General features: G+C 65.8%; 20 protein-coding genes. 10 read left to right on the plus strand and 10 right to left on the minus strand.

Features of this window, described 5'->3' with window-relative positions; all coding sequences use genetic code 11:
- Position 1 precedes the first annotated feature (1 nt).
- Positions 2-1,948 (minus strand): asparagine synthase (glutamine-hydrolyzing), encoded by a 1,947-nt coding sequence (gene asnB, locus ACW7G0_RS04505; protein ID WP_456987900.1) that lies wholly within the window; start codon positions 1,946-1,948, stop codon positions 2-4.
- A 189-nt stretch (positions 1,949-2,137) separates the two neighbouring features.
- Between asnB and ACW7G0_RS04510 the strand changes: the two genes are divergently transcribed.
- Positions 2,138-3,901 carry a GMC oxidoreductase gene (locus ACW7G0_RS04510; protein ID WP_456987901.1) on the plus strand — a complete coding sequence of 588 codons (1,764 nt, stop codon included), beginning with the start codon at positions 2,138-2,140 and terminating at the stop codon, positions 3,899-3,901.
- On the opposite strand, the gene ACW7G0_RS04515 is transcribed toward ACW7G0_RS04510, so the two are convergent.
- The gene (locus tag ACW7G0_RS04515) at positions 3,792-4,952 is read right to left on the minus strand and encodes a glycosyltransferase (protein ID WP_456987902.1); all 1,161 of its coding nucleotides are present in this window, start codon (positions 4,950-4,952) and stop codon (positions 3,792-3,794) included. The two genes, ACW7G0_RS04510 and ACW7G0_RS04515, sit on opposite strands and share 110 nt — an antisense overlap.
- A 38-nt stretch (positions 4,953-4,990) precedes the next feature.
- Between ACW7G0_RS04515 and ACW7G0_RS04520 the strand changes: the two genes are divergently transcribed.
- On the plus strand, positions 4,991-6,055 hold the full coding sequence (locus ACW7G0_RS04520) for an acyltransferase family protein (RefSeq protein ID WP_456987903.1): 1,065 nt from the start codon (positions 4,991-4,993) through the stop codon (positions 6,053-6,055).
- Positions 6,056-6,066: 11 nt separating this feature from the next.
- Here the strand turns inward: ACW7G0_RS04520 and ACW7G0_RS04525 are convergent, their stop codons facing one another.
- The 4 genes from ACW7G0_RS04525 to ACW7G0_RS04540 are packed head-to-tail and all read right to left on the minus strand — an operon-like array spanning position 6,067 to position 10,605.
- Positions 6,067-8,166: an NAD-dependent epimerase/dehydratase family protein gene (locus tag ACW7G0_RS04525; protein ID WP_456987904.1), complete on the minus strand. Its 2,100-nt coding sequence runs from the start codon at positions 8,164-8,166 to the stop codon at positions 6,067-6,069.
- On the minus strand, positions 8,157-9,374 hold the full coding sequence (locus tag ACW7G0_RS04530; RefSeq protein ID WP_456987906.1) for a glycosyltransferase: 1,218 nt from the start codon (positions 9,372-9,374) through the stop codon (positions 8,157-8,159). Before ACW7G0_RS04530 ends, ACW7G0_RS04525 begins: the two co-directional genes overlap by 10 nt.
- The gene (locus ACW7G0_RS04535) at positions 9,367-9,978 is read right to left on the minus strand and encodes a class I SAM-dependent methyltransferase (protein WP_456987907.1); all 612 of its coding nucleotides are present in this window, start codon (positions 9,976-9,978) and stop codon (positions 9,367-9,369) included. Before ACW7G0_RS04535 ends, ACW7G0_RS04530 begins: the two co-directional genes overlap by 8 nt.
- A gap of 24 nt (positions 9,979-10,002) precedes the next feature.
- Positions 10,003-10,605, minus strand: coding sequence for a J domain-containing protein (locus ACW7G0_RS04540; protein ID WP_456987909.1), 603 nt, complete (start codon positions 10,603-10,605; stop codon positions 10,003-10,005).
- A 153-nt stretch (positions 10,606-10,758) separates the two neighbouring features.
- On the opposite strand from ACW7G0_RS04540, the gene ACW7G0_RS04545 reads away from it, so the two are divergent.
- The 8 genes from ACW7G0_RS04545 to ACW7G0_RS04580 are packed head-to-tail and all read left to right on the plus strand — an operon-like array spanning position 10,759 to position 19,950.
- A complete protein-coding gene (locus tag ACW7G0_RS04545) occupies positions 10,759-11,847 on the plus strand; it encodes a polysaccharide deacetylase family protein (RefSeq protein ID WP_456987911.1) in 1,089 nt (362 codons plus the stop codon).
- 11 nt (positions 11,848-11,858) lie between these two features.
- On the plus strand, positions 11,859-13,190 hold the full coding sequence (locus ACW7G0_RS04550; RefSeq protein ID WP_456987912.1) for an O-antigen ligase family protein: 1,332 nt from the start codon (positions 11,859-11,861) through the stop codon (positions 13,188-13,190).
- Positions 13,187-14,743 (plus strand): oligosaccharide flippase family protein, encoded by a 1,557-nt coding sequence (locus ACW7G0_RS04555; protein ID WP_456987914.1) that lies wholly within the window; start codon positions 13,187-13,189, stop codon positions 14,741-14,743. Before ACW7G0_RS04550 ends, ACW7G0_RS04555 begins: the two co-directional genes overlap by 4 nt.
- Entirely contained in the window at positions 14,740-16,092 is a 1,353-nt protein-coding gene (locus ACW7G0_RS04560) for a phenylacetate--CoA ligase family protein (RefSeq protein WP_456987915.1), read from the plus strand. Before ACW7G0_RS04555 ends, ACW7G0_RS04560 begins: the two co-directional genes overlap by 4 nt.
- 20 nt (positions 16,093-16,112) lie before the next feature.
- Positions 16,113-17,270 carry a glycosyltransferase gene (locus ACW7G0_RS04565; RefSeq protein WP_456987917.1) on the plus strand — a complete coding sequence of 386 codons (1,158 nt, stop codon included), beginning with the start codon at positions 16,113-16,115 and terminating at the stop codon, positions 17,268-17,270.
- Positions 17,267-17,920: a polysaccharide deacetylase family protein gene (locus tag ACW7G0_RS04570; protein WP_456987919.1), complete on the plus strand. Its 654-nt coding sequence runs from the start codon at positions 17,267-17,269 to the stop codon at positions 17,918-17,920. Before ACW7G0_RS04565 ends, ACW7G0_RS04570 begins: the two co-directional genes overlap by 4 nt.
- 33 nt (positions 17,921-17,953) lie before the next feature.
- Positions 17,954-19,138 carry a hypothetical protein gene (locus ACW7G0_RS04575; RefSeq protein ID WP_456989451.1) on the plus strand — a complete coding sequence of 395 codons (1,185 nt, stop codon included), beginning with the start codon at positions 17,954-17,956 and terminating at the stop codon, positions 19,136-19,138.
- A complete protein-coding gene (locus ACW7G0_RS04580) occupies positions 19,135-19,950 on the plus strand; it encodes a glycosyltransferase family 2 protein (protein ID WP_456987921.1) in 816 nt (271 codons plus the stop codon). Before ACW7G0_RS04575 ends, ACW7G0_RS04580 begins: the two co-directional genes overlap by 4 nt.
- A 13-nt stretch (positions 19,951-19,963) precedes the next feature.
- Here the strand turns inward: ACW7G0_RS04580 and ACW7G0_RS04585 are convergent, their stop codons facing one another.
- From ACW7G0_RS04585 to ACW7G0_RS04600, 4 genes are all read right to left on the minus strand, one after another.
- Positions 19,964-21,640, minus strand: a complete 1,677-nt coding sequence (locus tag ACW7G0_RS04585) for a hypothetical protein (RefSeq protein ID WP_456987923.1) — start codon at positions 21,638-21,640, stop codon at positions 19,964-19,966.
- Between the two features lie 197 nt (positions 21,641-21,837).
- Positions 21,838-23,142, minus strand: a complete 1,305-nt coding sequence (locus ACW7G0_RS04590) for a hypothetical protein (protein ID WP_456987925.1) — start codon at positions 23,140-23,142, stop codon at positions 21,838-21,840.
- A 26-nt stretch (positions 23,143-23,168) separates the two neighbouring features.
- The gene (locus ACW7G0_RS04595) at positions 23,169-23,936 is read right to left on the minus strand and encodes a polysaccharide biosynthesis protein (protein WP_456987926.1); all 768 of its coding nucleotides are present in this window, start codon (positions 23,934-23,936) and stop codon (positions 23,169-23,171) included.
- Between the two features lie 10 nt (positions 23,937-23,946).
- Positions 23,947-25,413 carry an XrtA system polysaccharide chain length determinant gene (locus tag ACW7G0_RS04600; RefSeq protein ID WP_456987928.1) on the minus strand — a complete coding sequence of 489 codons (1,467 nt, stop codon included), beginning with the start codon at positions 25,411-25,413 and terminating at the stop codon, positions 23,947-23,949.

Below are 25,413 nucleotides of genomic sequence, written 5' to 3' on the forward strand. Positions count from 1 at the left end.
GTTATCGTCCCGCGGCCGTCGCGGTCTCGTGGTGCACCAGCATCGTCGACAGCACGCCGACGAAGGCCTGGTTGTCGGCGAACCCGGTGGCCCGACCGGCGCGGCATTTGTCGAACAAGCGACCGACCGCCGCGGCATCGAAGTAGCCCGCGGCGCGGATGCGGTCGGCTCCCATCAGGTCGGCGACGTAGTCCAGTGGCTCGCCATCGTGGAAGAAGCTCTGGCAGTCGGGGGCGCGATAGGGTTGCTTGGTGCGCTGCAGGATGTCCTCCGGCAGCAACCCGGCCAGTGCGCGCCGCAGCAGGTACTTCTCGGTCAGGCCGCGGATCTTCCAGCTCGGGGGCAGCCGGTTGGCGAACTCGATCAGGCGATGGTCGAGATAGGGGAACCGGCCCTCGATCGAGTTGGCCATCGCCACCCGGTCGCCTTGCGAGGACAACAGGTAGCCGGCAAGCAGCGACTTCGCCTCGACATACTGGTCGCGCGCCAAGGGGCTCCACGCCATCATCCCCGGCGGCAGCGACCGTTCGTAGGCCTCCAGCGGATCCCAGCCGGCGACGCTCGCGCGCAGTTCGGGCGACAGCATTGCCAGCGCACGCCCGGACGTCATCCAGCGCGGCGCATGCGCAAAAATCGGGCGATCGAGGTGTTCCATGCCCTGGCCGAAGAACGACTGCGCGAACGCCGGGTTGCGCACCGGCGAATTGGGCAGGTAGCCGTACAGGCGTTGCAGCAGCAGCGGTCGCAACCGCGAGTCGGGCTGGCGCGCCCAGAACCGTCGGACCTTGGCCTCCTTGAACAGGTCGTAGCCACCGAACACCTCGTCCGCGCCCTCGCCGGTGAGCACCACCTTGTAGCCATGCTCGCGCACGCAGCCGGCCAGTAGCATCAACGGCACCGGCGCGGTGCGCAGCACCGGCGTCTCGGCATGGCGCACCAGCCGCGGGAATGCTTCGCCGATGTCGCGCCGGGTGCAGTGCAGCGTGGTGTGATCGGTGCCCAAGTGCGCGACCATCGCCTGTTGGTGAGCGCTTTCGTCGAACTCTCGATCCTCGAACGTGACCGAGAACGTCCGCACCGGCGTATCGGTGAAGCCACGCACCAGCGCCACGATGCCGGATGAGTCCAGCCCGCCGCTGAGGTAGGCCCCGACCGGGACGTCCGCGCGCAGTTGCAGGCGTACGGCATCGACCAGCAGCTCACGCAGCTCCTCGGTTGCCGCTTCGATGCTTCGCGGGTAGCGCGACGGCGCGGTCTCGGCGGCGTCGGGGAATGTCCAGTCCCAGTAGCGGGTCAGGGTTTCCCGACCGTCGTGTTCGATCGCCAGCAGGCAACCCGGCGGCAGGCTCTGTACGCCGTCGTAGATGGTGTCCGGATCCACCGTCGACCAGTAGGTCAGAGCCTGCACCAGTCCTGATGGGTTGAGGGTTGTGCATTCGGGCAGCACCGCAAGCAGTGCCTTGATCTCCGAGGCGAACCACACCCGCCCGCCGCCACGCGCATGGAACAGCGGCCGGATACCGGCGCGGTCGCGGGCGAGCACCAGCCGCCTGCGCTCGCTGTCCCACAGCGCGATCGCGAACTGGCCGTTGAGGTGTTCGACGAAACGGTCGCCGTAGCGGTCGTACAGGTGAACGATGACCTCGGTGTCGGAGCGGGTGCGGAACTGGTGCCCGAGCGCTTCCAGCGCGGCGCGCAATTCGACATAGTTGAAGATCTCGCCATTGAACACCGTCCACACCGTGCGCCGTGGATTGGGGAGGGGCTGCGCACCCGTCGCCAGATCGATGATCGACAGACGCGCGTGGGCCAGGCCCACGCCGGGCTCGGCATGGAAACCATGGCCATCCGGGCCACGATGGGCGAGGGTCTGGATCATCCGTTCCAGTACCGGCCGCGCGAGTGCCGAGACTACGTCCGGCCCGATGAAGCCTGCAATTCCGCACACGTGGTGGCGATCCCCGTCAACGCGCCGTGATCGGCGCCATACCCAATCAGAGACGCGCGAAACGGCAAGAATCGGCCACGCTACGGCTGTGACGGCCGCTTACGCGTGAGCCTCGCGTTTATAAACTCCAGTGGCCGACGGCCAAACCAAACAAGGCGATGTGCGAATGAGCAGGCACAGGGAACGCGAATGATCGTCGACTTTCTGCAACCATCGGCTCCGACCGAAGTGGAGGTGGATCTGTGCGTGGTAGGCGCCGGTCCGGCCGGCATCGCCATTGCGCGATCCTTCATCGGCACGACGGTCAGCGTGTGCGTTTTGGAGGGCGGCGGCCTCGACGGCGAGCCGGACAGCCAGGCGCTCTACGGCGGTACGGCGGTCGGGACGGTTCCGTTCGACCCGGCGACCTGCCGGGTCCGCGCGTTCGGCGGCAGCGGTAATGTCTGGGGCGGTGGCTGCATTCCACTGGGTGCGCCGGACTTGGCCTGCAGGGAATGGGTTCCACACAGCGGCTGGCCGTTCCCGTACGCAGAGCTCGAACCGCATTACCGGCAGGCGCTGGCGTATTGCGGGATCGAGTGGCACACCTTCAGACCGGGTTCGTTCGACACCTTGCCGGCAAGGCTGCCGCCGGAATTCGATGCCGCCAAACTGGTCAACCAGAACTTCGTCCTCAGTCCGGTGTTCTTCGGCGAAACGTACCGGGAGGCGCTTGAGCAGGCGGCGAATATCACCGTCATGCTGCACGCCAACCTGCTCGAGCTGGAAACCAGGGAGGCTGCGGGAGCGGTTCGCGCGGCCAGGATCGGTTCGCTCGATGGGCGCCGGGGCGTGGTCCGGGCGCGGAACTACGTGCTGGCGTGTGGAGGGATCGAGAATGCGCGGCTGTTGCTGTTGTCGGACTCGGTTGCCCGGCACGGCCTCGGCAACGACCGCGACCTGGTAGGCCGGTTTTTCATGGATCATCCCAGCGGAAAGCTGGGAGAACTTGTTGCCGACGACCCGGACCGGTTGTGTCGACCCTACGACCGTACCGGCGGCAAGGGTCCGGCACCGGCATTCCCCGAGCTGTGCCTCTCCGACGATGCGACGCGAAGGCATCGGATCCTGGCGGGGCGGATCCGCCCGATCGCGGTCGAACGGCGAGTGCCAGCGGGGATCCAGGCTTTGCGGGGGTTTCGGGCCGCGCTGCGCCATCCCTCGCGTGACGAGGCGCTGGAAGGGCAGATGACTGCCTGTGGGTCGGAAAGTTGCGGACCGGGCACACCCCCGGATTTGGGCCGGCTTGCACTGCGACTTGGCTTGGGCGCTGGCGATATTGCCCGCGCTGTCGGGCGCAAGCTGGTCGGAAAACCGGTGGTGCACACCGACCATGTCGACGTGGTCGGGTTCTTCGAGCAGGCCCCGAACCGCGACAGCCGGATCGTCCTGGGTCCCGAGGTCGATGCCTTGGGGCAGCGCAAGGTCTGCGTCGACTGGCGGTTGACGCCACTGGATTGGCACACCTACCGTACTGCGGCGAACATCGCAGGCAGCGAGCTCGCACGCGCATCCCGGGGGCGGTTCAGGCTCGCGCCCTGGCTCGAACAGGGCAGCGAGTCCATGCCGCCATTGCGCGGCACATCGCATCATCTCGGCACGACCCGGATGTCCGATGATCCGAGGACGGGCGTTGTCGACCGGCATTGCAAGGTGCACGGGGTCGACAACCTCTATGTGGTTGGCAGTTCCGTATTTCCTGCCGGTGGCTGGGCCTTCCCGACTTTCACGATCGTGGCGTTGGGCCTGCGGCTGGCGGAGCACCTGCGGACGTGCGCCGGGCACGAAGCAGCCGGTACTGGGTTCAGCGGCGCGACTCCGCGACCGCCTCCTCGCACGCCAGCAGCGTGTCCCGTGCGACTTGATGCCAGCCCCGCGAGAACTTGCGCGCGAGCGCCGGCGGATCCCAGTTGAACTCCAGCGCCCGGACCAGCGCTGCAGACAGTGCCGCCGCATCGCGCGTGGGGATGAGTACTCCGCAGTGGCCGTCCACCACCTCCGGGATGCCACCCACGTCCGTGGCCACCACGGGTCGCCCGCACGCGAGCGCCTCGACCAGCACGTTGGGGTGGCCTTCGGAGTAGCTGGGCAGCGTGATCACATCGGCCGCCGCCATCCAGCGTGCGACCCGGGACGGCGACTGGCTGCCGACAAGCCGAAGCGGCAAAGACGGATCCGCCGCCGCGATGGCACCCGCCAGCTCCGCCTGTAATGGCCCTTCGCCGACCAGTACGGTTTGCAACCCGGGGCGCTGCGCCGACAGGACGCGGGTGGACGTGACCAGCTCGCGCAGTCCTTTTTCGGCAACCAAGCGGCCGACATACAGCACGATCTCGGCATCGCCGGGCAAGCCCAGTTCGTGGCGCGCCGCCGCGCGATCGGCGGGCTGGAACAGCGCGGCGTCGCAGCCGTTGGGAATCGCCCGGACCCGTCCCGGCTCGGCGCCATAGTCGCGCACAGCCATGCGCCCGAGATCTTCGCTCACGACCAGCAACCGCCGCGCCGCGCCGACCACCGCACGGGTCAGCTGGCGGCTGATCGGATCGCGCACCCGGATGTCGGATCCACGCGCGCCGGCGACCAGCGGAACGCCCGCGCGGCGTGCAGCCAGCATCGCACCGTAGGCGTCGGGATAGAGCCAGTAGGACAGCACCAGGTCGGGTGCGAAAGCCTTGATCGGGTGATCCAGCACGTGGCCGCAGCGCCAGCCATTGAATGGCCGTGAGATCACCGGCAGCGCGTTGTATGGGGCGTACTGCACATCGCAGCCATCGATTCGGTCATCCGCTTGCGGCGGTCGGAACAGGTAGCTGCGTGGACGCGCCCAGGCGGGATAGGCAGCGGTCGGGCTGACCACCTGCACGGTCGCCAGCCGCGCCAGTTCGCGGATGGTCTGCAGGATCGGGCGGCCGCGGTTGGGTTCGCCCGCGATCGGGAACTGCGATGTGGCAATCAGGATACGCATCGAGGCGGAAAGGCTGTCCGGAGATCGAGTAGTGGCGGATGACGAGTATTCCAAGCCAGGTCATCGTGGAAAGTTCGAGGCCGCCAGCGCCACGCGCCCGGCTGGGTGAGCTTGATGCGCTGCGGGGGGTGGCGGCACTGGCGGTAGTCGCGTTCCACTACACCACGTCGTATGCGCAGCAGGTCGGCCATGTGGAGCCATTGCCGTTCGGCTTTGCGGCCGGGAACTACGGTGTACACCTGTTCTTCCTGATCAGCGGGTACGTCATCTTCATGACACTCGAGCGCACCCGCGACGCGATGGATTTCGTGGTGTCGCGATTCTCGCGCCTGTACCCGGCTTACTGGGTTTCGATGGGTATCACCGGCGCGGTGGTGTCCGCGATCGGGCTTCCCGACCAGCAGCTTGCGCCCCGCGAGTTGCTGCTGAACCTGACGATGGTCCAGCAGTTCCTGGGTGCCGGGCACCTGGATGGATCCTACTGGACCCTGCAGGTCGAGTTGTTCTTCTACGCGCAGATGCTGTTCTGGTTCGCGGTCGGACAGCTTCGGCGTATCCACTGGATCATCGGGGCATGGCTGGTGCTTGCGGCAATCCAGGGCGTGGTCATGGATAGAGGCCTGCATTTCTCCTACTCGGTGCGCGAACTCCTGATCCTGCGGCACATTCCGTTCTTCGCCCTGGGCATCTTGTTCTACCGCTTGCACGACAAGGCCGGCGAGCGTGGCCTGAACCTGGTGATGATCGGGTTGAGCCTGGTCGCGATCGGCATTGCCCAAGGGGGCGTGTTGCTGCTGGTGGGGTTGGCCTGCTGTGCGGTCTTCGCGCTTTTTGTGAGCGGCCACTTGCGCTTCCTCTGTATCTGGCCGTTTGCCTGGCTGGGGGCGATTTCCTATCCGCTCTATCTGCTTCACCAGACCATAGGCATCGCGTTGATCCATTGGCTTGAGCAGCATGGGGTGCCCAGCATGGTGACGGTGGCGATGGCGCTTGTCGTGGCACTTGCGTTGGCGACCCTGGTCACCTGGCGGGTGGAGCGTCCCGTCATGCTCGCGATCCGAATGGCGTGGCGCCAGCATCGGACGCGACTGGCGCCGGCGTAAACGAGGAAGGTTCAATTGGACCGCGGTGGCGAAGCTGCCGAAGGTTGCGCGACCAATGGCGCCCCGAACGTGCGATCCAGGCCGTGTACCACGCCTGTCCGCGGCTTCCAGCCCAGCAGCCGCGATGCCGCGGCGCCATCGAAATTCGCCAGCGGCCGGAGCGAGCGAACGCGGTACCGGGTCAGTGGCACTTCGCGACGCAGTAGTCTGCCGAGCAGTTCCACACCCGTGCCCAACACCATGAAAATACCGGTCGGCACCCTGAACATACGCAGGTCACTGCCCAGCTTGTGCTGGCAGCGTGCCAGGTAATCGGCTTGGGTCACCGGTTGCGGGTCCACAACATTGACGATCGCCCCGACCGCGCCCGGGGCATCGGCCGCCAGCACGAGCGCATCGACCACATCGTCCAGGTAGACCAGCGGAATGGTCTGCGCACCATCGCCCACCGCGATCCAGTAACCGGCGAGCGCCACCACGCCGTTGGGCGTGACCCGTTCGGCGCCCGGTCCGAAGATCTGTCCGGGCCGGATGACCACTGCTGGCAAGCCCTCCCGGGCGGCCTCGACGACCATCCGTTCGGCGATGAGCTTGGTCCGGGTGTAGGCGCCGCGGAGGCCAGGCCGCGGCTCGTATGCGGAGGCCTCGTCCACCGTTGAGGCGGGGTCACGGCCGGCATGGTCGAGCACGCTCAACGAGCTGACATACACCAGCCGCCTGCTGCCATGCTCGCGGCATGCGGCGACGACATTGCGCGTGCCCCAGACCGTGCCTGCCTCGAACTCGCGTGGGCCGCCGCGCATCGCGGCACCGACGTGATAAACGGTGTCCGCGCCGGCCACGGCATGGGCGACGACGCGCGGATCGCCGAGGTCGCCCACCACCACCTGCACGCCGGGGTCCTCATGGGTGCGGACCGGGCGTCGGACCAGGACCCGCACACGCTGGCCACGCGCACGCAAGGCCGCTACAAGGGCGCGGCCGAGGAAGCCACCGGCGCCGGTGACCAGTGCGTCGACCGGTTCCAGCGATGCGTAGCGCGCCTCCAACTCTCGCAGTCGCGAGGCATCGGGCTCGGCGCAGGCCGGTTCCAGCAAGCGCGCCACCCGCAATGCGTCCTCTGCGTTGAATGGCGGCGCCGCCTTGTCCAGCACCGCCAGCGCGAACTGCTCCACGCCGCGCTGGATCCCCGGCGACGGCCTGAGCAGGCCGGTGGCGAAGCGCACCACGTTCCAGGGAATGCGCACCAGATCGGCCGCTGCATGCAGGAAGGCATTGGCGACGATGCCGATGAACTTGGGACCCGGCAACACGCGGTGAATCCGGCAGGTCTGCAGGAATCGATCAACCTCGACCAGGCCGCGGGTGCCGCGCACGAACAGGCGGTTCTCCATCGGCCGTGCGGTCCACGACAGCAGCAGGCGGCCGACGCCGTTCCGGCCGACCACGCGCGCTTGCCAGTCTCCGAACTTCAGGTTGGGGTCGGTGCCGCTCGCCCGATAATCCAGCTCCAGTGATTCAAGCGGTCCGAGAAAGGCCTCGAGCGTGTACACGCCATGCACGCCGAGGTCGCGCAACGGATAGGAACCCTGGGTGACCATCGCCGGCAACGGGCCGCCTGCGTAGGCCGGGTAGTCCGAATTGCGTACGATGTCGACCGACACGACTTCGCCGATCCGGCCCGAACGCACGACCTCCAGCGCTTTCATCACCACCGGGTCGAACAGGTCGGAGTGATTGACGCCGAGCAACAGGTTCTTCTCGCGGGCCTTGGCGCTCATCGCCTCGCAGTCGGCGACCGAGTCGGCCATCGGCTTCTCGACCAATACATGGCAACCCATGTCGAGTGCTTCGATGGCGAGTGCCGCATGCGATGCCGGGGGGGTCAACACGTGCACGACCTGCGGGACGAGGTGGGCAAGGTCGGCCAGATGGGTGGCGGCCACGCCGCCGAAGCGGGTTGCCAGCGCCTCCGCGGCAGCGAGATCGGTATCGCAGATGCCGACGATATCCACGAAATCAAGGCGTTTGAGCGCGGCCAGATGGTGGCCGGCGACGTAGCCGGCCCCCACGATGCCGACGCGCAGCCGGGTGGTGGGCGCTACTGACATGGTGCTGCCTCGGAAGTGGATTTCGGGGTCGCCGCGCGCCGAGCCAGCGCCTGCCGCACGGTTTCCAGCACCGCGTCGACGCGCCGGTCCCAGGTCTGGTCGGCAACGGCGGCGATGCGATCCGCGGCGCCGCCGACGGGATCATTCCACAGCACCTGTTCGAGTGCGGCGAGGAACTCATCGCGGCTGTCGGCGATATGCACCCATTGCGCGAATTTCTCGATCTCGGGATTGCGCACGCTGACCACGGGCTTGCCGGTGGCCAGATACTCACGCAGCTTCAACGGATTGGCGTTGGCCACCTGGCGATTGAGCCGGTACGGAATGATGCAGGCATCGAACGCCTTGGCCCACTGCGGCAGGGTAGGGTAGGGCTTGGGGCCGACCAGATGGACATTGGACAGCGCCCGCAGCGCGCCCACATCGGTCGCGGCGTGCCCAACCAGCAGGAAACTCCACCGGGGGCGCGACTGTGCCAGCCATTCGATCAGGTCCAGGTCGATCCACTCGTGCACGGAGCCGAAATACCCGATCACCGGCGCAGGCAGCCCACGTGCTTCCTCGGGCACCTGCGTCGCCGAATCGCTTGCCTGCCCGAACAGCGCCACGTCGACGCCATGCGGTGAGAAAATCGTACTCGGGTTGATGCTGCGCTTTGCATCCAGCAGCGCCGGCGGCGCCACGAACAACAGGTCGGCGCGCCGGCTGAGGTCGAGGTCTCGTTGTGCAATCAGGGGCGCGTCGACCCCCGGGTGCGCCGCATAATCGTCGATGCAGTAGTACACGCAGAGTTCCTCGCCCAGTCGTTGGGCCATGAAGCCCGGGTGGGGCACGACGAACCATGAGATGCAGCGCTGGATGCCAACCCGTCGCAACGCCCGCCGCACAGCCCAGCGCCCGAACAGCCGGTTGAAGGCGTCGACGCCGGGCACGCGCCGGAACGGTAGCTGCGGAACGGTGCAATGCCACAAGCCCTGGGGAGTCCGCACCGGCGCACGGAAGGTCGCGGCGAGCTTGCTGAGGGCACGCCTGAAGTCGCGACCGGATGCGCCGGGTGCGCGCATCCCGGGGGAGTCGACATAGAGCAGTGGGAATTTCGCGGCCAGCCGTTCCGCCACGTGATGGCTGCTGGTACGATTTTCCGCATGCCAGTCGTTGCCGAAGTAGACGACTCCCAAGTCCTGGATCGATGCGTCCGGGTCAGGCATCGGTCCACCATCCCACCAGCCACGAAGTCGCACCGGCGTGAATCCAGTCCTTGTGCAGCCCCGGGACGTTCTCCAGCGATGGCCCTATACGGCCCGACGCGGGTGCGAAGAAGGTGACCAGCCCGTTGCGGCCCAATCGTCGCATCCGCTCGATGGTCGCGACCGGATCGCTGAGGTAATAAAGTACCTCGCAGGCCGTCACCAGGTCGAACCGGTGGCGCTCCGTGCCCCACGGCTGACTGAAGATGTCGGCGACCGCGAACTGCGCGTCCGGCAACCGTGTGCGGGCCCTGCCGATTGCCTGCGCGCTGACATCGACCCCATACAGTTGGTCGGCCAGCAAGGCCAGATGACGGCTCTGATGCCCCTCGCCGCAGCCCAGTTCGAGGATTGAGCCAACCCGGCCGAAGGCTCGCTCGATGACCTGATTGGTGGTCTCGAACCGCGTCCGCTCCATCGTGGAATCCATGTTCCAGGGGTCTTCCAGACGGTAGGCAAGGTCGAGCCGCGAATGGTTGTCGTTGCCGCCAACGCCGCGCAATGCGTACTTCATCCACAAGCGCCGCTGTGCCTTGCTCAGTAGTTGACCAGTCGCTGCAAACATGCCTTTCCCCGATTCTGATCGTGCTCAGCAGTCAAGCGCAGTGTCCGGATGCAGGGGTTTGCCCCCCGTGACCGGATTGTCGTGGACCCGGAGAGGCTGCCCCGACTCGCTGTACCAGTCGACAACCTTGCCGCAACGAAACTCGATCCACGACAGGCCATATTCCCAGCGCGATCCAGTGATCCTCGCGGGTTCACCCTGGATAGCCCGGATATCGTCGGCGTCCATGCCCAGAGCCACCCGCGGGCCGAGGGATCCACTCCCGTGCAGCCACAACAGTGTCACCGCTACCAGCGCTACCAAGACTGAGTAACGGGCGCGATGTGAGTTTCCGGCCATCGGGGGCGCATCACGCGCAACCGCCGGTGCAGGTTCGTACACCGTGCGAGCCCCCTGGATCTGGATACGGGCGCCGGGAAGCCGTCCGTGCAATCGATGGAACTCGGTGGCCCACGCGTAAGACCCGTTCAACTGCTGCAGCCGGGTGAGTCCGCCATCGGTGCGTATGCGGTCGGGGTGCAGGCTGCCGACCCGTCGTCGGTAGGCCTGCCTGAACTGTTCGATGGTGCAGTCGGGGGTGACCCCCAACTCGCGGTAGAGCTCATTGACGTCGTTGTCGACCCCCATGTCGTGCCCTCGTGGACGATGCGCTCGCCGTCGCAGCTGCGGATACAGCCGGCCTCGAATCGCGCCGGCTTGCGTTAACAGGAAAAGAGGTCTGCCAGATTCCGACAAGTCGGGGACTGCCAGGGGGAGCAACCAACAAGAGTGGGTAGTCTGATGATCACCTCGAAGGTAACGGCAACAATGCCCGCTACCGGCTACGGCCGAAGGCAGGCATTGGCGCGCCTTTGCCACGGTGCGCAGGTGACGGCCCCGCTCGCGCGGCTACGCACGTTGCTGCGCGACGACCTGCGGATACTGGCGTATCACCGGGTGCTGGAATCAGCCGACCCCGCAGGCTTCGATTTCGACGTCGACCTGATCAGTGCATCGGCCGAGCGGTTCTACGATCAGATGGCGTTCCTGCGCCGACGGTTCCATCCGATGCGCTTCGACGAGGTCCTGGAGCGGGTCGAAGCCGGGCGCCCACTGCCGTCCCGCGCCGTCCTGGTCAGCTTCGACGACGGCTATGACGACAACCATCGCGTTGCGTTCCCAATCCTCAACGACCTGGGAATGTCGGCGATGTTCTTCGTGTCCACCGGCCATGTCGATTCCGGGCTGCCGTTCTCCTACGATTGGTTGGTGCACATGGTCTGCAGCATCCCGGCGGGAAGGCTCAGCGTTCCCGAGCTCGCGCTGGAGACACCATTGCCGGAAGGCCTGGATGGACGGCGCCAACTGGTGCGGAAGTTGTTGACCCGGCTCAAGTCACTGGATGACGCGTCGCAGACGGCGTTGATCGCGCGACTGGAACGCGAATGGGGCATCGCTCGCACCGACGGCCATCCTGATTGCCGGCCGATGAATTGGGATCAGTTGCGCGAGATGCGTGATGGCGGGATGGAAGTCGGGTCGCACGGGGTCACTCACCGGATGCTGGCGAAGTTGTCGATCGACGACCTTGTCCAGGAACTGCAGGGTTCGAAGGCGACGCTCGACCGTGAGCTCGGCACATCCGTCGAGGTGCTGGCCTATCCGGTCGGGGGTCCGGATGCCTTCGACGCGAAGGTGATCGAGACGGCCCGTGAGGCGGGCTACCGGATGGCATGCAGCTATATCTCGGGCACCAACCCGGTCGTACGTGAGTCGCGATACGCACTGAACCGGCTGCCGGTGGAGCGGGACATGGACGCCGCGTGGTTCGAGTCGATGGTTTCGCTGCCGGAAGTGTTCGGCTTCCCCTCGCGCCGGCGTGCGTACTGAGGGTGCGGCCGATGTTCCTCTTCATGGTCGCCTACCTGGTGCTGGTGCTGATTCGCCCGCAGGACTATCCAGCGGTGTTGGAGTCCGCCGGGCTGCCGTGGCAGCCCATCGTTCTGATGATGGCCGCATTGTTCTGGTTGTTCTCGGCACGCAAGTCGCTTGCGGCGCCGCAATACCTGTTGCTGCTGTGCTTTCTTCTGGTGCTGATGTTGTCGAAGGTCGTCAATGGCTGGACCGGCGGCGCGCTCGTCCAGTTGACCAAGTTCGCGCCGGTGGTGATGGCATTTGTTCTACTCGCCAACGCAGTCGATACCCGCGAGCGGGTCGTTGCCGTGATGGCGGTGTTCGCGGTCTGCGCGGGCGTGCTGGCGCTGCACGGCATTGAACAGTCGCGGACGGGCATCGGCTGGACCGGGGTCACCATGTCACAGGAAACCCGCATCCAGTACGTCGGCATCTTCAACGACCCCAACGACCTCGGGATGCTGTTCGTGATGTGCTTGCCGATGAGCGTTTACCTCAGCCAGCGCGGTGGGCTCATGGGTTTGCGCCGGCTGTTCTGGCTGGTGGTCGCGGGAGTCCTGCTCTATGGCATCTACCTCACCGACTCGCGCGGCACGATGCTGTCGCTGGTAGTGCTGCTCGGTGTGTACGTGTGGCAGTGTCGGGGGCTGGTCACGGCCGGGGTGCTGGGCTCGGCTGCGCTGACTGTGCTGATGCTGTTGCCATCGCGGATGCAGGAGTTGGACGTGGGCGAAGCATCCGCGCAGGGCCGCGTCGAGTCCTGGTACGAGGGGCTGCAAATGTTCATTTCCAGTCCGTTGCTCGGGATCGGCGCCGACGGCTATTCGGACATGTACAACCTGACCGCGCACAACTCCTTCGTGCTGGTGCTGGCCGAGACCGGCATCATCGGTTTCACCATCTGGTTGGCGTTCATCGGCTACTGCTTTCGGATGGTGCTGGCGGTACTGAAGCACCAGGACGACCTCGACCTCGACACCGATGGGGGCGATGTCCATGCCATCACCGGACTGGATGCCGATCCGGAGTTTGATGACGGCAGGGCACTGCAGTGGCAGGAGGACCGCGCCATCGCAATGACGCTGCTGTTGTCGTTGTCGGGCTTCTTTGCCGCCTCGTTTTTTCTCAGCCGCAGCTACGTGGTCATCCTTTACCTGCTGGCGGCGCTGGTGGTGGGGCACTACTCCGGTATGCAGGCGCGCTACGCGGGATTGCCCCGGTTCCGCCTCGAAAACGACATGTTGCGTTGGCCGCTGTGGTCGATGGTCGGGATCGTCGGCCTTTACCTGATGGTAAAGGTCCTGCTGGGGATGGTATGAACACGCGGTCCATCACCTTGCGCAACACGGCATTCTCCTCGGTTGGCATGTATACCGAGTACCTGCTGGGAATGTTGACGTCGATCATCATCGCCCGCCACCTGGGGCCCGACGGTTTCGGCGTCTACAGCCTGGTGATCTGGCTGGTGGCGACGGGGGTGGCGACTACCAATTCAGGCACTGCCAGCTCCGCGATCAAGTTCGTCGCGGAATTTCGCGGGGCGGGGCGCGACGACGACATTCCCGCGCTGCTGGCCTACCTGCGACGGGCCCAGCGCCTGTTCCTGTTGGTGGTGCTGGGGATCGGTGCAGTGGTGTTCGCGGTGGCCGGCGAGCACATAGCCGCGGGACTGGACCACGTGATGCTGCTGGCCTTCCTGGTGGTGGCGGTTGCGCTGCGCGCGGGCTACATGTTCAACATCGGCGTGGCGAAAGGGTTCGAGGACTTCCGGGCCACCGCCATTATTTCCCTGGTCTCGACCCCACTCAACCTGGCGATGGTGATCGCGGCCTGGCAGTTCGGCGCGTCCGTGGAATGGCTGCTGGGGGTATTCGTCGTATCCAGTGTGGTGTTCTACGGCGTATCGCACAGGATGATCGCCTCCCGTGCGCCGATGGCGGCCGGGTCCCGCGTACTCGCGCCGGAGTTGCGGGCGCGGATCCGTCGGCACATGTGGCTGACGGCGATGATCGTCAGCGTGGGTTTCGTCGCCGCGAGCGAGGTCGAGGTCCTGTTCCTCAACCTGTACGGCGATGCAGAGGCGGCCGGTCAGTTCAAGGTTGCCTACCAGCTGGCGGTCGGCGCCGCGGCGCTGGTGCCGGGGGTGTTCGGTGCGTTGCTGTTGCCGATGATGGCCAACGCACTTGGCCAGGGGCGCGATGTCGCCGGCCGGCGCTTTGTCGCAACCACCGGTTACCTGGCATTGCTGGCGGCGCCGCTGGTCGCGTTCGGAGCGGTGTTTGGCGCAGCAGCGGTGCAGGCGCTGTATGGCGACGCCTACCTGCAAGCCGCCCCGGTGTTTGCTGCCTGCCTGCTGGGTGTTTCGATCACCGCAATGACCGGCGGCGGGTCGAGCTTGCTGATCAGCGCCGACCGGCAGCAAAGCGTGCTCGCGGTGGTCGTGGGATGCGGCCTGCTGAAGGTGCTGCTTGATGCGATCCTGGTGCGGCAGTTCGGACTCGCCGGTGCGGCGGTCGCCTACGTGGCGGTGTCGCTGGCCAGCGCAGTGGCCATGATGGTACTGGCCATTCGCGTCAGCGGCGCGGCGCCGGACTGGGGACGTCTGGCACGCATCTGCTTCGCTGCGGCGTTGGCCGCACTCATCGTGTTGCCCTTGCGCGGCCAGTTGCTGCCGCTGGTGGAGGTGGCGGCCGGTGTCGTTGCGCTGGGGCTGGTCTATGTACCGCTGACCTTGCTGCTGCGTTGCTGGAGCCGCGGCGACATCGAATACCTGCAACAACTCCACCAGCGATTCGTGGCGGGCCGGCCACGTATCAGCGCACGCTTGCTGGAATGGGCATACCAACGCGCGCCCGAGGGAGGTGGCCGATGAGCCTTTACGAGCCGTTGTTCCGCAATGTCCTGTTCCCCGCGTACGAATCCGTGCTGCGGCGGCGCCGCACGCTCGATTACCTGCGCGAATACGAGGCCAGTCAATGGCTGTCGACCGAGCAGATAGCGGCGCTGCAATGGGCCAAGCTGAAGCGCCTGGTCGAACATTGCTGGAATGACGTGCCTTATTACCGCGAGCGCTGGCGGCGCGCCGGACTCGCCGGGGCGGAGGACATCCGCGGTCCGGATGACTATGCCCGATTGCCGGTACTGACCAAGCAGGATGTGCGCGACAACTTCGAGCAGCTGATCGCACCTTCGTTTCGTGACGGACTCCTGTACAAGGCGACCGGCGGCTCCACCGGCGAACCGATGCGATTCGGCTATACCCGCGAAAGCTACGAACGACGCATGGCGGCCATGCATCGCGGATATGGCTGGACCGGCGCACGCCTCGGGCAGCGCACCTTGTATCTGTGGGGTGCGTCCCTGAGCGCGACCGGGCTGCCGAAGTTGAAGGACGACCTGTACCACGCCGCGTTCAACCGCAAGGTACTCAATGCTTTCCTGCTGACCGATGCCCGGATGTCCTCCTACGCCGACGCGATGGCGGCGTATCGCCCCGAGGTGGTGGTGTCCTACGTGGCGCCATTGGTGGCCCTGGCCAAGTGGCTGATCGCCAACAAGCGCGGTATCGAGCCGCCGCAGCGGATCCTCACCGCCGCCGAGGCGCTGCATCCACCTGAGCGACAGCTGATCGAGCAGGCGTTCGACTGCCCCGTGTACAACACCTACGGCTGCCGCGAGGTGATGTTGATCGCTGCGGAATGCGAACATAGGACCGGACTGCATCTCAACGCCGACCACCTGAAGGTCGAATTCGGAGCGCCGCTGGATCCGACCCTGGGCAATGGCCCGTCGGAACTGCTGATCACCGATCTGCACAATTACGGTATGCCGCTGTTGCGGTATGCCAACGGTGACCTCGGGACCGCGCTCGACGGCACTTGCGGCTGTGGACGCGGCCTGCCCCGACTGGCAAGCGTGGACGGCCGCAAGCTGGATGCGCTGCGTACGCCCGACGGTCGCTTCGTGCCGGGGGAGTTCATCGTCTACGCGTTGTTGGGTGTAAGCGGGATCAAGCGCTACCAGGTGATCCAGCGGCGCCTGGACACGCTCGACATCATCCTGGTGCGCGACCACGGCTTCGGCGACCACACGCTGGCACTGGTGCGCCGGGAACTGGCCAGGGTCTTGGGTTCGAGCGTGACATGCAATTTCATCTATGCCGACACCATTCCCCTGACGCCGACCGGGAAGCTGCGGGTGACCATTTCGGAGGTGCCATGAGCGCGGATGCATGTCGGAGGATGCCGACGGTAAACCTCGGCGATCGTTCCGGGGAGAACCGCCGGGAGACCGTCATCCACGTGGTCGAGAACCTCAACCGCGGCGGGCTGGAGCGCGTCGTCATCGACCTGATCCGTGCGCAGTGTGCGATGGGCATGCGTTGCCAAGTGATTTGCCTGTTCGGACAAGGGCCGCTGGCAGACGAGCTATTGGCCGACGGCGTGGATGTACAGGCCTGCGGCAAGCGCAATGGCGCCGACCTGCGCGCCGTGCGCCGCATGCGCGTGCTGTTGAGGCAGGAGCCCGGGGCGATCGTGCATACCCACAATGCCGTTGCCCATTACTACGCGGTGTTGGCGGCCGTGGGGCTGTCGTTGCGGCGGGTGGTCAACACGCGCCATGCGATGCCCGTAGGCGAGGGCGCCGGCCGGCGCGAGTGGCTGTACCGCCAGGCAATGCGATTGACCGATGTCTGCGTGGCGGTTTGCGAGGCCGCGCGCCTGCAATTGGAGGCAGGGGGTGTCGGCCCCCGCACCAAGCTGGTATCCATTCCCAATGGCATACAGCTCGGCCGGTACCAGCCGGCCTCCGCGACATCGCGACGGCAATTGGCGGAAGTCCTGGGACTGCCTGCCGGCACGGCATTGATCGGCACCGTCGGCCGCCTGAATCCGGTGAAGGACCAAGCGTCGCTGATCCGGGCGTTCCGTCGGGTTCATGATGCGATGCCGGCCACGGCTTTGCTACTGATCGGCGATGGCTCGGAACGCGCCGGACTGGCCGCGATCGCGCATGCAGAAGGCGTCCACGGCTCGGTGCATTTCCTCGGTGATCGCGCGGACGTCGACGTGCTATTGCAGGGACTCGACCTTTTCGCGATGTCGTCGGTATCCGAGGGCTACTCGATCGCCCTGCTCGAAGCCAGCGCCGCCGGGTTGCCGATTGTTGCCACCGACGTCGGCGGGAATGCCGAGATCGTGCAGAACGCCGTCAGTGGGCGATTGGTGCCCGCGTCGGACCCGATCGCACTAGCCGAGGCGATCCTCGCGATACTCGGAGATCCTGATCTCGCCGGCCGCATGGGGCTGGCCGGCCGGGCCTGGGTCTTGGAGCAAGGTTCATTTCGCAGCATGGCCGAACGATATGCGAGGATCTATGCGGGACAGGACAGGCCATGACGATGAGTGACATGACGCCGAGGCCGCGGCGGCTGCACCTGCTGCGCTGGCTTCCCGGAGCCTGGGTGACCACGGCAGGCCCGCGCGGACGCAAGCCCCTGTACCTGAGTTTCGATGACGGGCCGCATCCGGAGCACACCTTGCCGGTGCTGGATTTCCTGGCTGGCCACGGTGCCCGCGCGACGTTTTTCCTGGTCGGTAACCAGGTGGAGCGGCACCCGTCGCTGGTGGCTCGCATCGTCGCGGCGGGACATACGCTGGGCAACCATTCCTACGACCACCCGCGTTTTGAACGGCTGTCGTTGGCGGAACAACTGGCCCAGGTCGACCGGACGGATGCGTTGCTGGCGCGGTTCGACGGCCGCCCGCGCCATCCGTTCCGGCCGCCGCGTGGGGTGCTGCCGCTGCCGCTGCTGGCGCATTTCGTCCGGGATCGCCGCCCGATTGCGTACTGGTCCTATGACAGCCTCGATTACGGCCGCCAACCGGCGCCGGGATTGATCGACATTGCACGGCGGCATCCGCCGCGGGGGCGCGACATCATTCTGATGCACGACGACAGCACGATCTCGTTGCAGATGCTGGCAACGCTGGTTCCCGAATGGAGCGCGCGAGGCTTCACGTTCGAGGCGATGGCGCCCCATGCGTAATTGCGCCAGCCGGAAGGAAGGTGTCCATTGAGCGTGCTCGGCTGGCTCGCGTTGCTGATGATGCTGGCCGTGGTCGCGGCAGGATTGGTCGGATGGCAGCTGCTGCGCGCGCGCAACATGCAGGTGTGGATCGGCAGCTACCTGCGGCGAAGGGTTACGCGGGTGGCTGGTCGTCCGGTGCACGTGATGTTCTGCTTCGTCGACCACTTCGAACCGATGTGGCACGGCGCGGACCTGCAGGTCCAGCGTGCCCGGGTCGACCGCTGGTGTCGGGACTATCGGGTCATGGCGTCACGTCATCGCGATGCCGATGGTCGTCCACCCCAGCACAGCTTCTTTTATCCGGAAGAGGAGTACGCCCCCGAACACCTCGACAAGCTGGCGGCGTTGTGTGCCGACGGCTATGGCGAGATCGAGATCCACCTGCACCACGACAACGACACCGAGGCCAACTTCCGCGAATGCATCACCCGCTTCGGACACATCCTGCACGAGCGCCACGGTGCGTTGTCGCGCGACCCGGACACCGGACAGCTTCGTTTCGGCTTCATCCACGGCAACTGGAGCCTGGACAACTCGCGCTGCGATGGCCGCTGGTGCGGTATCGACAACGAGTTGGTGTTGTTGCGCGAGTTGGGCTGCTATGCGGACTTCACCTTGCCGTCGGCGCCCAGCGATACCCAGACCCGCACGATCAACTCGATCTATTACGCCACCGATGACCCGATACGCCCCAAGTCGCATGACACCGGCGTGCCGGTGCGGGTCGGCGGGCGTGCCGAAGGTGACCTGATGCTGGTGCAGGGGCCGCTGGGCCTGAACTGGCGCGAGCGCCGCTTCGGGATCATGCCGCGCATCGAGAACGCGGACGTGCGCCACAGTTGCCCGCCGACACCGGCTCGGGTCGATGCATGGGTGAAAACCGCAGTCCACGTGGAAGGTCGGCCGGACTGGGTGTTCGTCAAGATCCACACTCATGGCACCCAGGAACACGACATGGATACCCTGCTGGGCGCCCAGGTCGATGCCATGCACACGCACCTTGAGCATCGCTACAACGATGGCGTGCACCACGTGCTGCATTATGTGACCGCGCGCGAGGTCTACAACATCGTCAAGGCGGCCGAGGCCGGACTGGAGGGTGACCCCGGACAGTATCGCGACCATGTGCTGCCGCCGCCGCGTTCATCATGGGCCGGGGCGAGGGCGGGCTCGTGAGCCAGGCGGATATCGACGCCAGTTCGAGCGACGGCTTCGGGCCGGGTGGCCGCTCGAGAACGGATGGCAGCCCGAAAGTGAGCGTGGTGATGCCGGTCTACAACGCCGCCGACACCGTAGCCCAATCCATGCGATCGGTCCTGGAGCAGACGTACGCCGGGCTGGAGCTGGTTGTGATCGATGACTGCTCAAATGATGGCTCAGCGGAGGTGGTGGAGGGTATCGCCCGCACCGATCCGCGGGTCGCGATTTTGCGCTTGCCGTGCAACGGCGGGGTGGCGGCGGCGCGCAACGCCGGTATCCAGGCTGCCACCGGCGACTACCTGGCATTCCTCGACAGCGACGACTGGTGGCACCCGGGCAAGCTGGAGGTCCAGCTGGTGCAGATGCGTGCGGCCGGGGCGCGGGTCAGTTACGCCGGTTACCAGCGCGTGGACGAGGCTGGCAAACCGCTGTCGACGGTGCGGCCGCCGGCGACCGTGCGGTATGCCGACATGCTCAAGAGCAACCGCATCGGGAACCTAACCGGCTTGTACGACCGCAGTCTCGGGGATGGCCGCTTCCAGCGCGTGGGGCACGAGGACTATGTGTTCTGGCTGCAGATGGTCCGTCGGGCGGGTATCGCGGTCTGCGCGATGCACCCGGAACCGCTCGCGTTCTACCGGGTGCGCGCAGGCTCGCTTTCGGCCGACAAGTTCAAGGCGGCGCGGTGGCAGTGGCATATCTACCGCGAGGTCGAGAAGCTCGGCTGGGCCGACGCCTGCCGGTATTTCCTGCACTACGGAGTCAACGCACTGGCCAAGCGGCACTGACGCTGCTTGCGCGTCAGTCTTCGCTGAGTTCGACCACGTAGCCGGTATCGCTGCCACTGATGTCGATGCGCCAGCCGCGCCTGAATTCCTGCGCGTCCACGCTGCTCCAGTCATGCGCGGTCAGCACGGCATTGGCCGGTTCGAGCACCCTGACCCGCAGGCCGCCGGCCGTGGCTTCGTTGCCATTGATCTCGGGCCGGGTTGGTACGTTGATCTGGAATATCGCGCGGGTGCCGGTGCCCAGTTCAAACGTGTCGCGCACGGTAAGGCGGCGGTCGGCGAAATCGAACCGACGCTGCCAGCCGTGCACCGCGGGGTTGCCGGCGTAGGCCTCGGTCAGGTCGGCGGTCGCGGAGAACGATCCGTCGGGACCGGGGTTCACGGTCATGCTTGAACGGGTGGGCGCGCATTGATGCACCACGGTGTCACCGGCGGGCCGGTTGCATTGCCGCGCGTCCCCGTTCGTCCGCTCGAACCGGACCACATTGTGGACCTCGGTGCCTTGCTGGATGCCACTGTGGCTCCAGATGTTCTCGGTGACGGCGAGCCAGTCGTCCGCGAACAGCGTGAACCCACCTTGGTCCTGATGGGCGTGGCTTTCCTCGTAGGGTCCAGCGACGATCGCGATCCACATCGCATCGTCGTCCCAACCGGTGCGCGCGAACAGGTGCCCTGTGCCCTTGGCATAGTGGATCAACCCGGCGGGCGGCGCCTCGGCATCGCCGGCGGGCAGCAGATCGTGGCGAAAGTTGAAGCCAGACGACATCTCCGGGACGGAAATGTTCCGCAGCCACCACGCCGCCGTTTCGCGGGGGCCTGGATCCGTGGTCAGTGCGCGCGCTTCCAGTACCAGCCGGCGGTGGTAGTCATACAGTTCGGGCACGGAGTTGCGTGACTGGTCGCCGAGCGGCGCGAACCTGTCGAGCGTGGGGACGGTCGCATGGACCCAGTAGTCGATGCTGTCGGTGGCATGGCTGTTGGCATTGGCGAGGTCCTCGCCTGTGGCGTCGCGCCACAGGCGGTATAGCGAAAACAGGCGCATGTGCGCGGCGCCGTACCCGGTGCCTTCGCGGCTGCCTCCCCCATCGAGCTTGGCGAAATAGGCCTGCAGCGGCGGCAGCTTGTCCTCGCGCAGCTCGGCCATCCACCCGGCGTTGCCGCTGGCCAGGGCCCAGTACATGGTGGCTTCCAGGAAGCTGTAGTAGTAGTTGTTGCCGGGGTTGTCGGTGGCCCATCCGGTCCATGGGTGCGGCCGGTTGCCCCAATGCGCCCGGATGTGGTGCCACACGTTCCAGACTGCTTGCTCGGCATAGGCCGACCAGCGCTGGTGTTGCTCGGGGGTTACGCCTGCGGCGCAGGTGTCGAGCGTCAGCGAGAGGTCGGAAATCATCGGTCCGACCTGCAGATAGGAGTCGCCGGCGACTGCGGGACGGTCGCCACGCGCGATCGCGACTTCAGCCTCGGCGACCTGCTGTTCGACCATTGCCACCGCAAGCTCGCAGTACTTGTCCTTGCTGGACAGGCGGAACATCAGGGCCGCGTCCGTGGCTGCGAACGCGTAACCGGGGTTCCCGCCCACTGCGCTGTCCACGAACGACTTGAAACGCCGGTACTCGTCCGAGTTGAGGTCCACGTAAGACAGGTCGAGCGGGATGCCGGGCTCCATGTCATCGTCGGACGCGGGCGTCATGGGCTTGGTGAGGGCGGCGGGGTCCGGCTCTTGTGATGTCACCGGTGGGCCGGGGTTGCCGGTTTCCGGGAATCCGCACGCGGCAGCTAACGACACGAGATAAAGCAGAACTGCTGCTCTGCCGCGCCAGACAAATACGCCAGACCTATGGACGTGACGCGCGCGCGGTACTTGATCCGAAGACATGGCACTTCTCCTTAGCGGTGGTAGGTGACGCTCAGGTAAAGCAGGTCCTGGTCGGCGTCATCGCCCGGCAAACTGCTCCGGCGCTCGTATCGCGCCCATTCAATGCGGCTGCTCCAATGCCTGGACCAGTCGCGTTGCAGGTGGATGCCGTAGCGCCGGGTCTCTTGTTCGATCCCGAGTTGCAGATAATCGATGTGGTCGAGGCTGGCGAAGGCGCCGACGGACAGCCGCGGCCGCAACTGCCAGCCGACGCTGAGAGCGGCACCATGACCCTCCTGGTCGAACTCGTCGGCATCGACATAGTCGAGCTTGTTCACGTAGGGCTCGATCGCCACACCGAGGCGCGTCCCGGTGAATGTATAACCCAGCGACAGCCGGCGCTCCTTGTAGGGCGACGCGTTGACCACCGCGTCGCCCACAAGCGATGGACCCGGTGTTGCGGCCGCGGCCTCACCGATGCCGACCAGTGCGTCGGTCGCGGCATCCGAAAATTGCTGGGAGCCGGCCAGGGACAAACGATGCCGATCATTCGGGACCCAGTCGATGTTGGTGCGCAATAGCGGCTCCGAGCGGTCGCCGTCGCCGGTGCGGTATGCGAGCTGGGAGTAACCGGCATCCAGGCCCAGGCTGAAGTTCGCCAAGTCGCGGACGTAGCGGCCGAAGATGTCGTATCGGGTGTAATCGCGGGCCACGACGTCATCGGCGAAGTCGACGCGTTGTCCCTGCAGGTTCAGCGAGACCTGGCTGGTTGGGCTCAGTTCCTTGACGGTGCGGACGGCCAGGCCCAGCCGCTGTGAGTTGAATTCGTCGGTTATCTCGGCGTCGCTGTCCGTGTAGCGTAGTTCCGCCCGGCCTCGAAGGGTGTTGCCCAGATCGAAGTACAGGTTCGGCCCAAGTGACAACACGTTGACCTGCTGGCGATTGCCCGGCGTGTTTGCCGCGAGCGTGTTCACCGCCTGTACTGCGAGGCTGTCCTCGACCGTGAAGCTGAGCCGCTCGGGCAGCGCGAACCAGTTGAAGCGGCCTTCCAGGGTGCCGTCGACCGTATCGGAAAAGGTATCGCCCAGGTAGCTGCGGTACTCGGCGCGCCCGGCAATGCTGCTCTGGATAGCCGAGGTGTCATGGGTCAGCTCGAAGCCGAGGCCGGAACGCAGGATGTCCTCCTCGATCGGATCGACCTCGCTCATTACCACGTTGTCGTTACGCTCCACGCCGACATCGACGCTATAGTCCAACTGGACTGCGGTGGCGATGCCGGGCAGGACCGCAAGCGCGGTTGCGAATGCAGTGGTCGTGCCGAGCCGCTTTCCACGCATGTACCTGCTCCCTGGTTCCTGCGAATTCATGGGCTGTTGTTGAACACCACGCCGGCAAGCTTCTCCGGTGGGAAACTGCCCATGGTCTTTTCGACCGCGGCCATGGTGACGCGGCCGTAACCCGCGACCAGCACCACGAAATCGGCGAGGTCCGACAGGATCCGAGCATCGGGCGAACCCTGTACCGACGGGCCGTCGAGGATCACGTAGCGGTCGTTGTAGCGACCACGCAGGGAATCGATCATTGCGCGCATGCGGAACGAGGTGAACGACTCGCCGGTGATCTCGCGTGTACGCCCGCTTGGGATCATGTCCAGGCGCGGCAAGCCGGTCGGATACAGGACGTCGCTGACGTCGATCGACGGATCTTCCAGGTAGTCCATCAAGCCGCCCTCGGTGGCCTCGATGCCGAGGGCGGTGTGCTGCGCCGGGTACCGCGCATCGCAGTCGATCAGTAGCGACTTTTTCGATTCATCGAACGCAAAGGCGGCGGCCAGGTTGCGCGCGACGAAACTGCCGCCACATCCCCGGCCGATCGGAGCGACCAGGGTGACGAAACTCTGGTCCCCTCCCAGCGCCAACAGACGGGTCCGCAGCTCGCGGAAGGCATCGGCCTGTACCCGCACGGAATCGTGCCGGTGGATCAGGCGACGCTCCTCGAGCTTCTGCACGCTGAGTGCATTTGGCCCCGTGAAGCGCGCGAGGGTGCGGGGCTCGGGTGCCGGGTCCCGGATTGCTCCCGCACCGTCGACAACCGAGGCCAGTGGGACTTGCTTGAGGCTTGGTTTGGTCATGGCGTTGATGTCATGCGTGTAGCTGCTTGTACCCATAGACGAGCCCATAGGTAACGAAGACCGCCGCGATGATCGCGAAGCTCAGCGTCATGCGGACGATTTGTTGACGCCGTTCGTGCGGCGTGTGGTAGGTCGGGATCACGGCCAGCAAGGGCATGCCAATGCGGCGGGAGAAGTGCGTCGCGGAGCGCATACGCGGATCGAAGCGTGCGCGCAGGAATACCACGCCCAGTGGCAGCAGGATGGCCAGCAGCAGCCCGCCGGCCGCGAAATGCATGAACCGCAGGCCCGTCGGCCGCAACGGCATAGTGGCGGGATCCTGCACACGCAATGTCAGGCCGCGTTCCTCCTGGTCGAGCTGCATCGAGACCCGTGCGTTCTCACGGCGTCGCAAAAGGTCCTGATAAAGGTCGCGATTGACTTCGTAGTCCCTGGTCAGCTCCGCCAGCGCGCCCTCGGCGTTGACAATGTTGCGCCGCCGACCGAGCTCGTCATCCAACATCGACTGCGACACGCCCAGGCGCGCGCCAGTGGCGGCCATCTCGCGGAGTGTTTCGGCACGTTGCTGCCGGAGCTCCTGGTAATGCGGATTGAGCTGTGCGCTTTCAAAGGGCGTGCCGCTCTGGACCAATGACTCGGGACGCTGCGCTTCTTCCTGCATCGCTTTCCTGATATCGGCAATTTGATTTCGGAGCCGTACCACGTCCGGATATTGCTCGGTATAGCTCAACAGCAGAAGATCCACCTGACTCTGCAACTCCACCAGTTGCGCGCCGTAGAGGTTGGCGCGCGTCTGCACCGCAGTGACTGCCGACTCGGTCGAAAGCTGTGACGTCAGGGCCGCCGCGCGCGACTGTTGTTCGAGTTGTGTCATGCGGGTTTGGCTGAGCTGTGTTCGCAGAGTGGAGATCCGGCTGTTCACGTCGGCCGAACTGTCCGGTTGGGCGTCGGCATTGCTTGATCGATAGGCCTGAAGGCTGTTCTCGGCCTCGATCAGCTTGCGGTGGTAGGCCTGTACCTGGCTGTCTATGAACTGGTAGGCATCGCGGCTCTCGCGCTCCTTGGTGGCGAGGCTTTCGGCGATGAACAGCTCGGCCAGCCGCTCGGTGACCTGAAAGGTCCGTTCGGCGTCCGTATCGCTGTAGGCGATATGCACCAGGTCCACCCGTGGACCGGTGACCCGGATGCGATCCTGGACCTGCTCGATCAGGCGATCGCGTTCTATTGGCGAGGGGTCACCCGCCAGCCAGCCGCCGGTCTGCAGGATGTCCTCGAGCACCTTGCGGCTGAATATCACCTGCCGCGCCATGCCGGCGCGGTCGGTCACCCCGGTCGCCACGGCTCGACCTTCCAGCAAAGGCTGGATGATGTCGCTCTCGCGCGCCAGGATAGTGGTCGAGGCAACATAGTTCCGGGGCAGCAGGAACAGCCCGATCAACAACGTAATCATCGCGACCACCGCGAAGGTCGTCGCCAT

This window comes from Lysobacter sp. A286 (assembly GCF_054052105.1).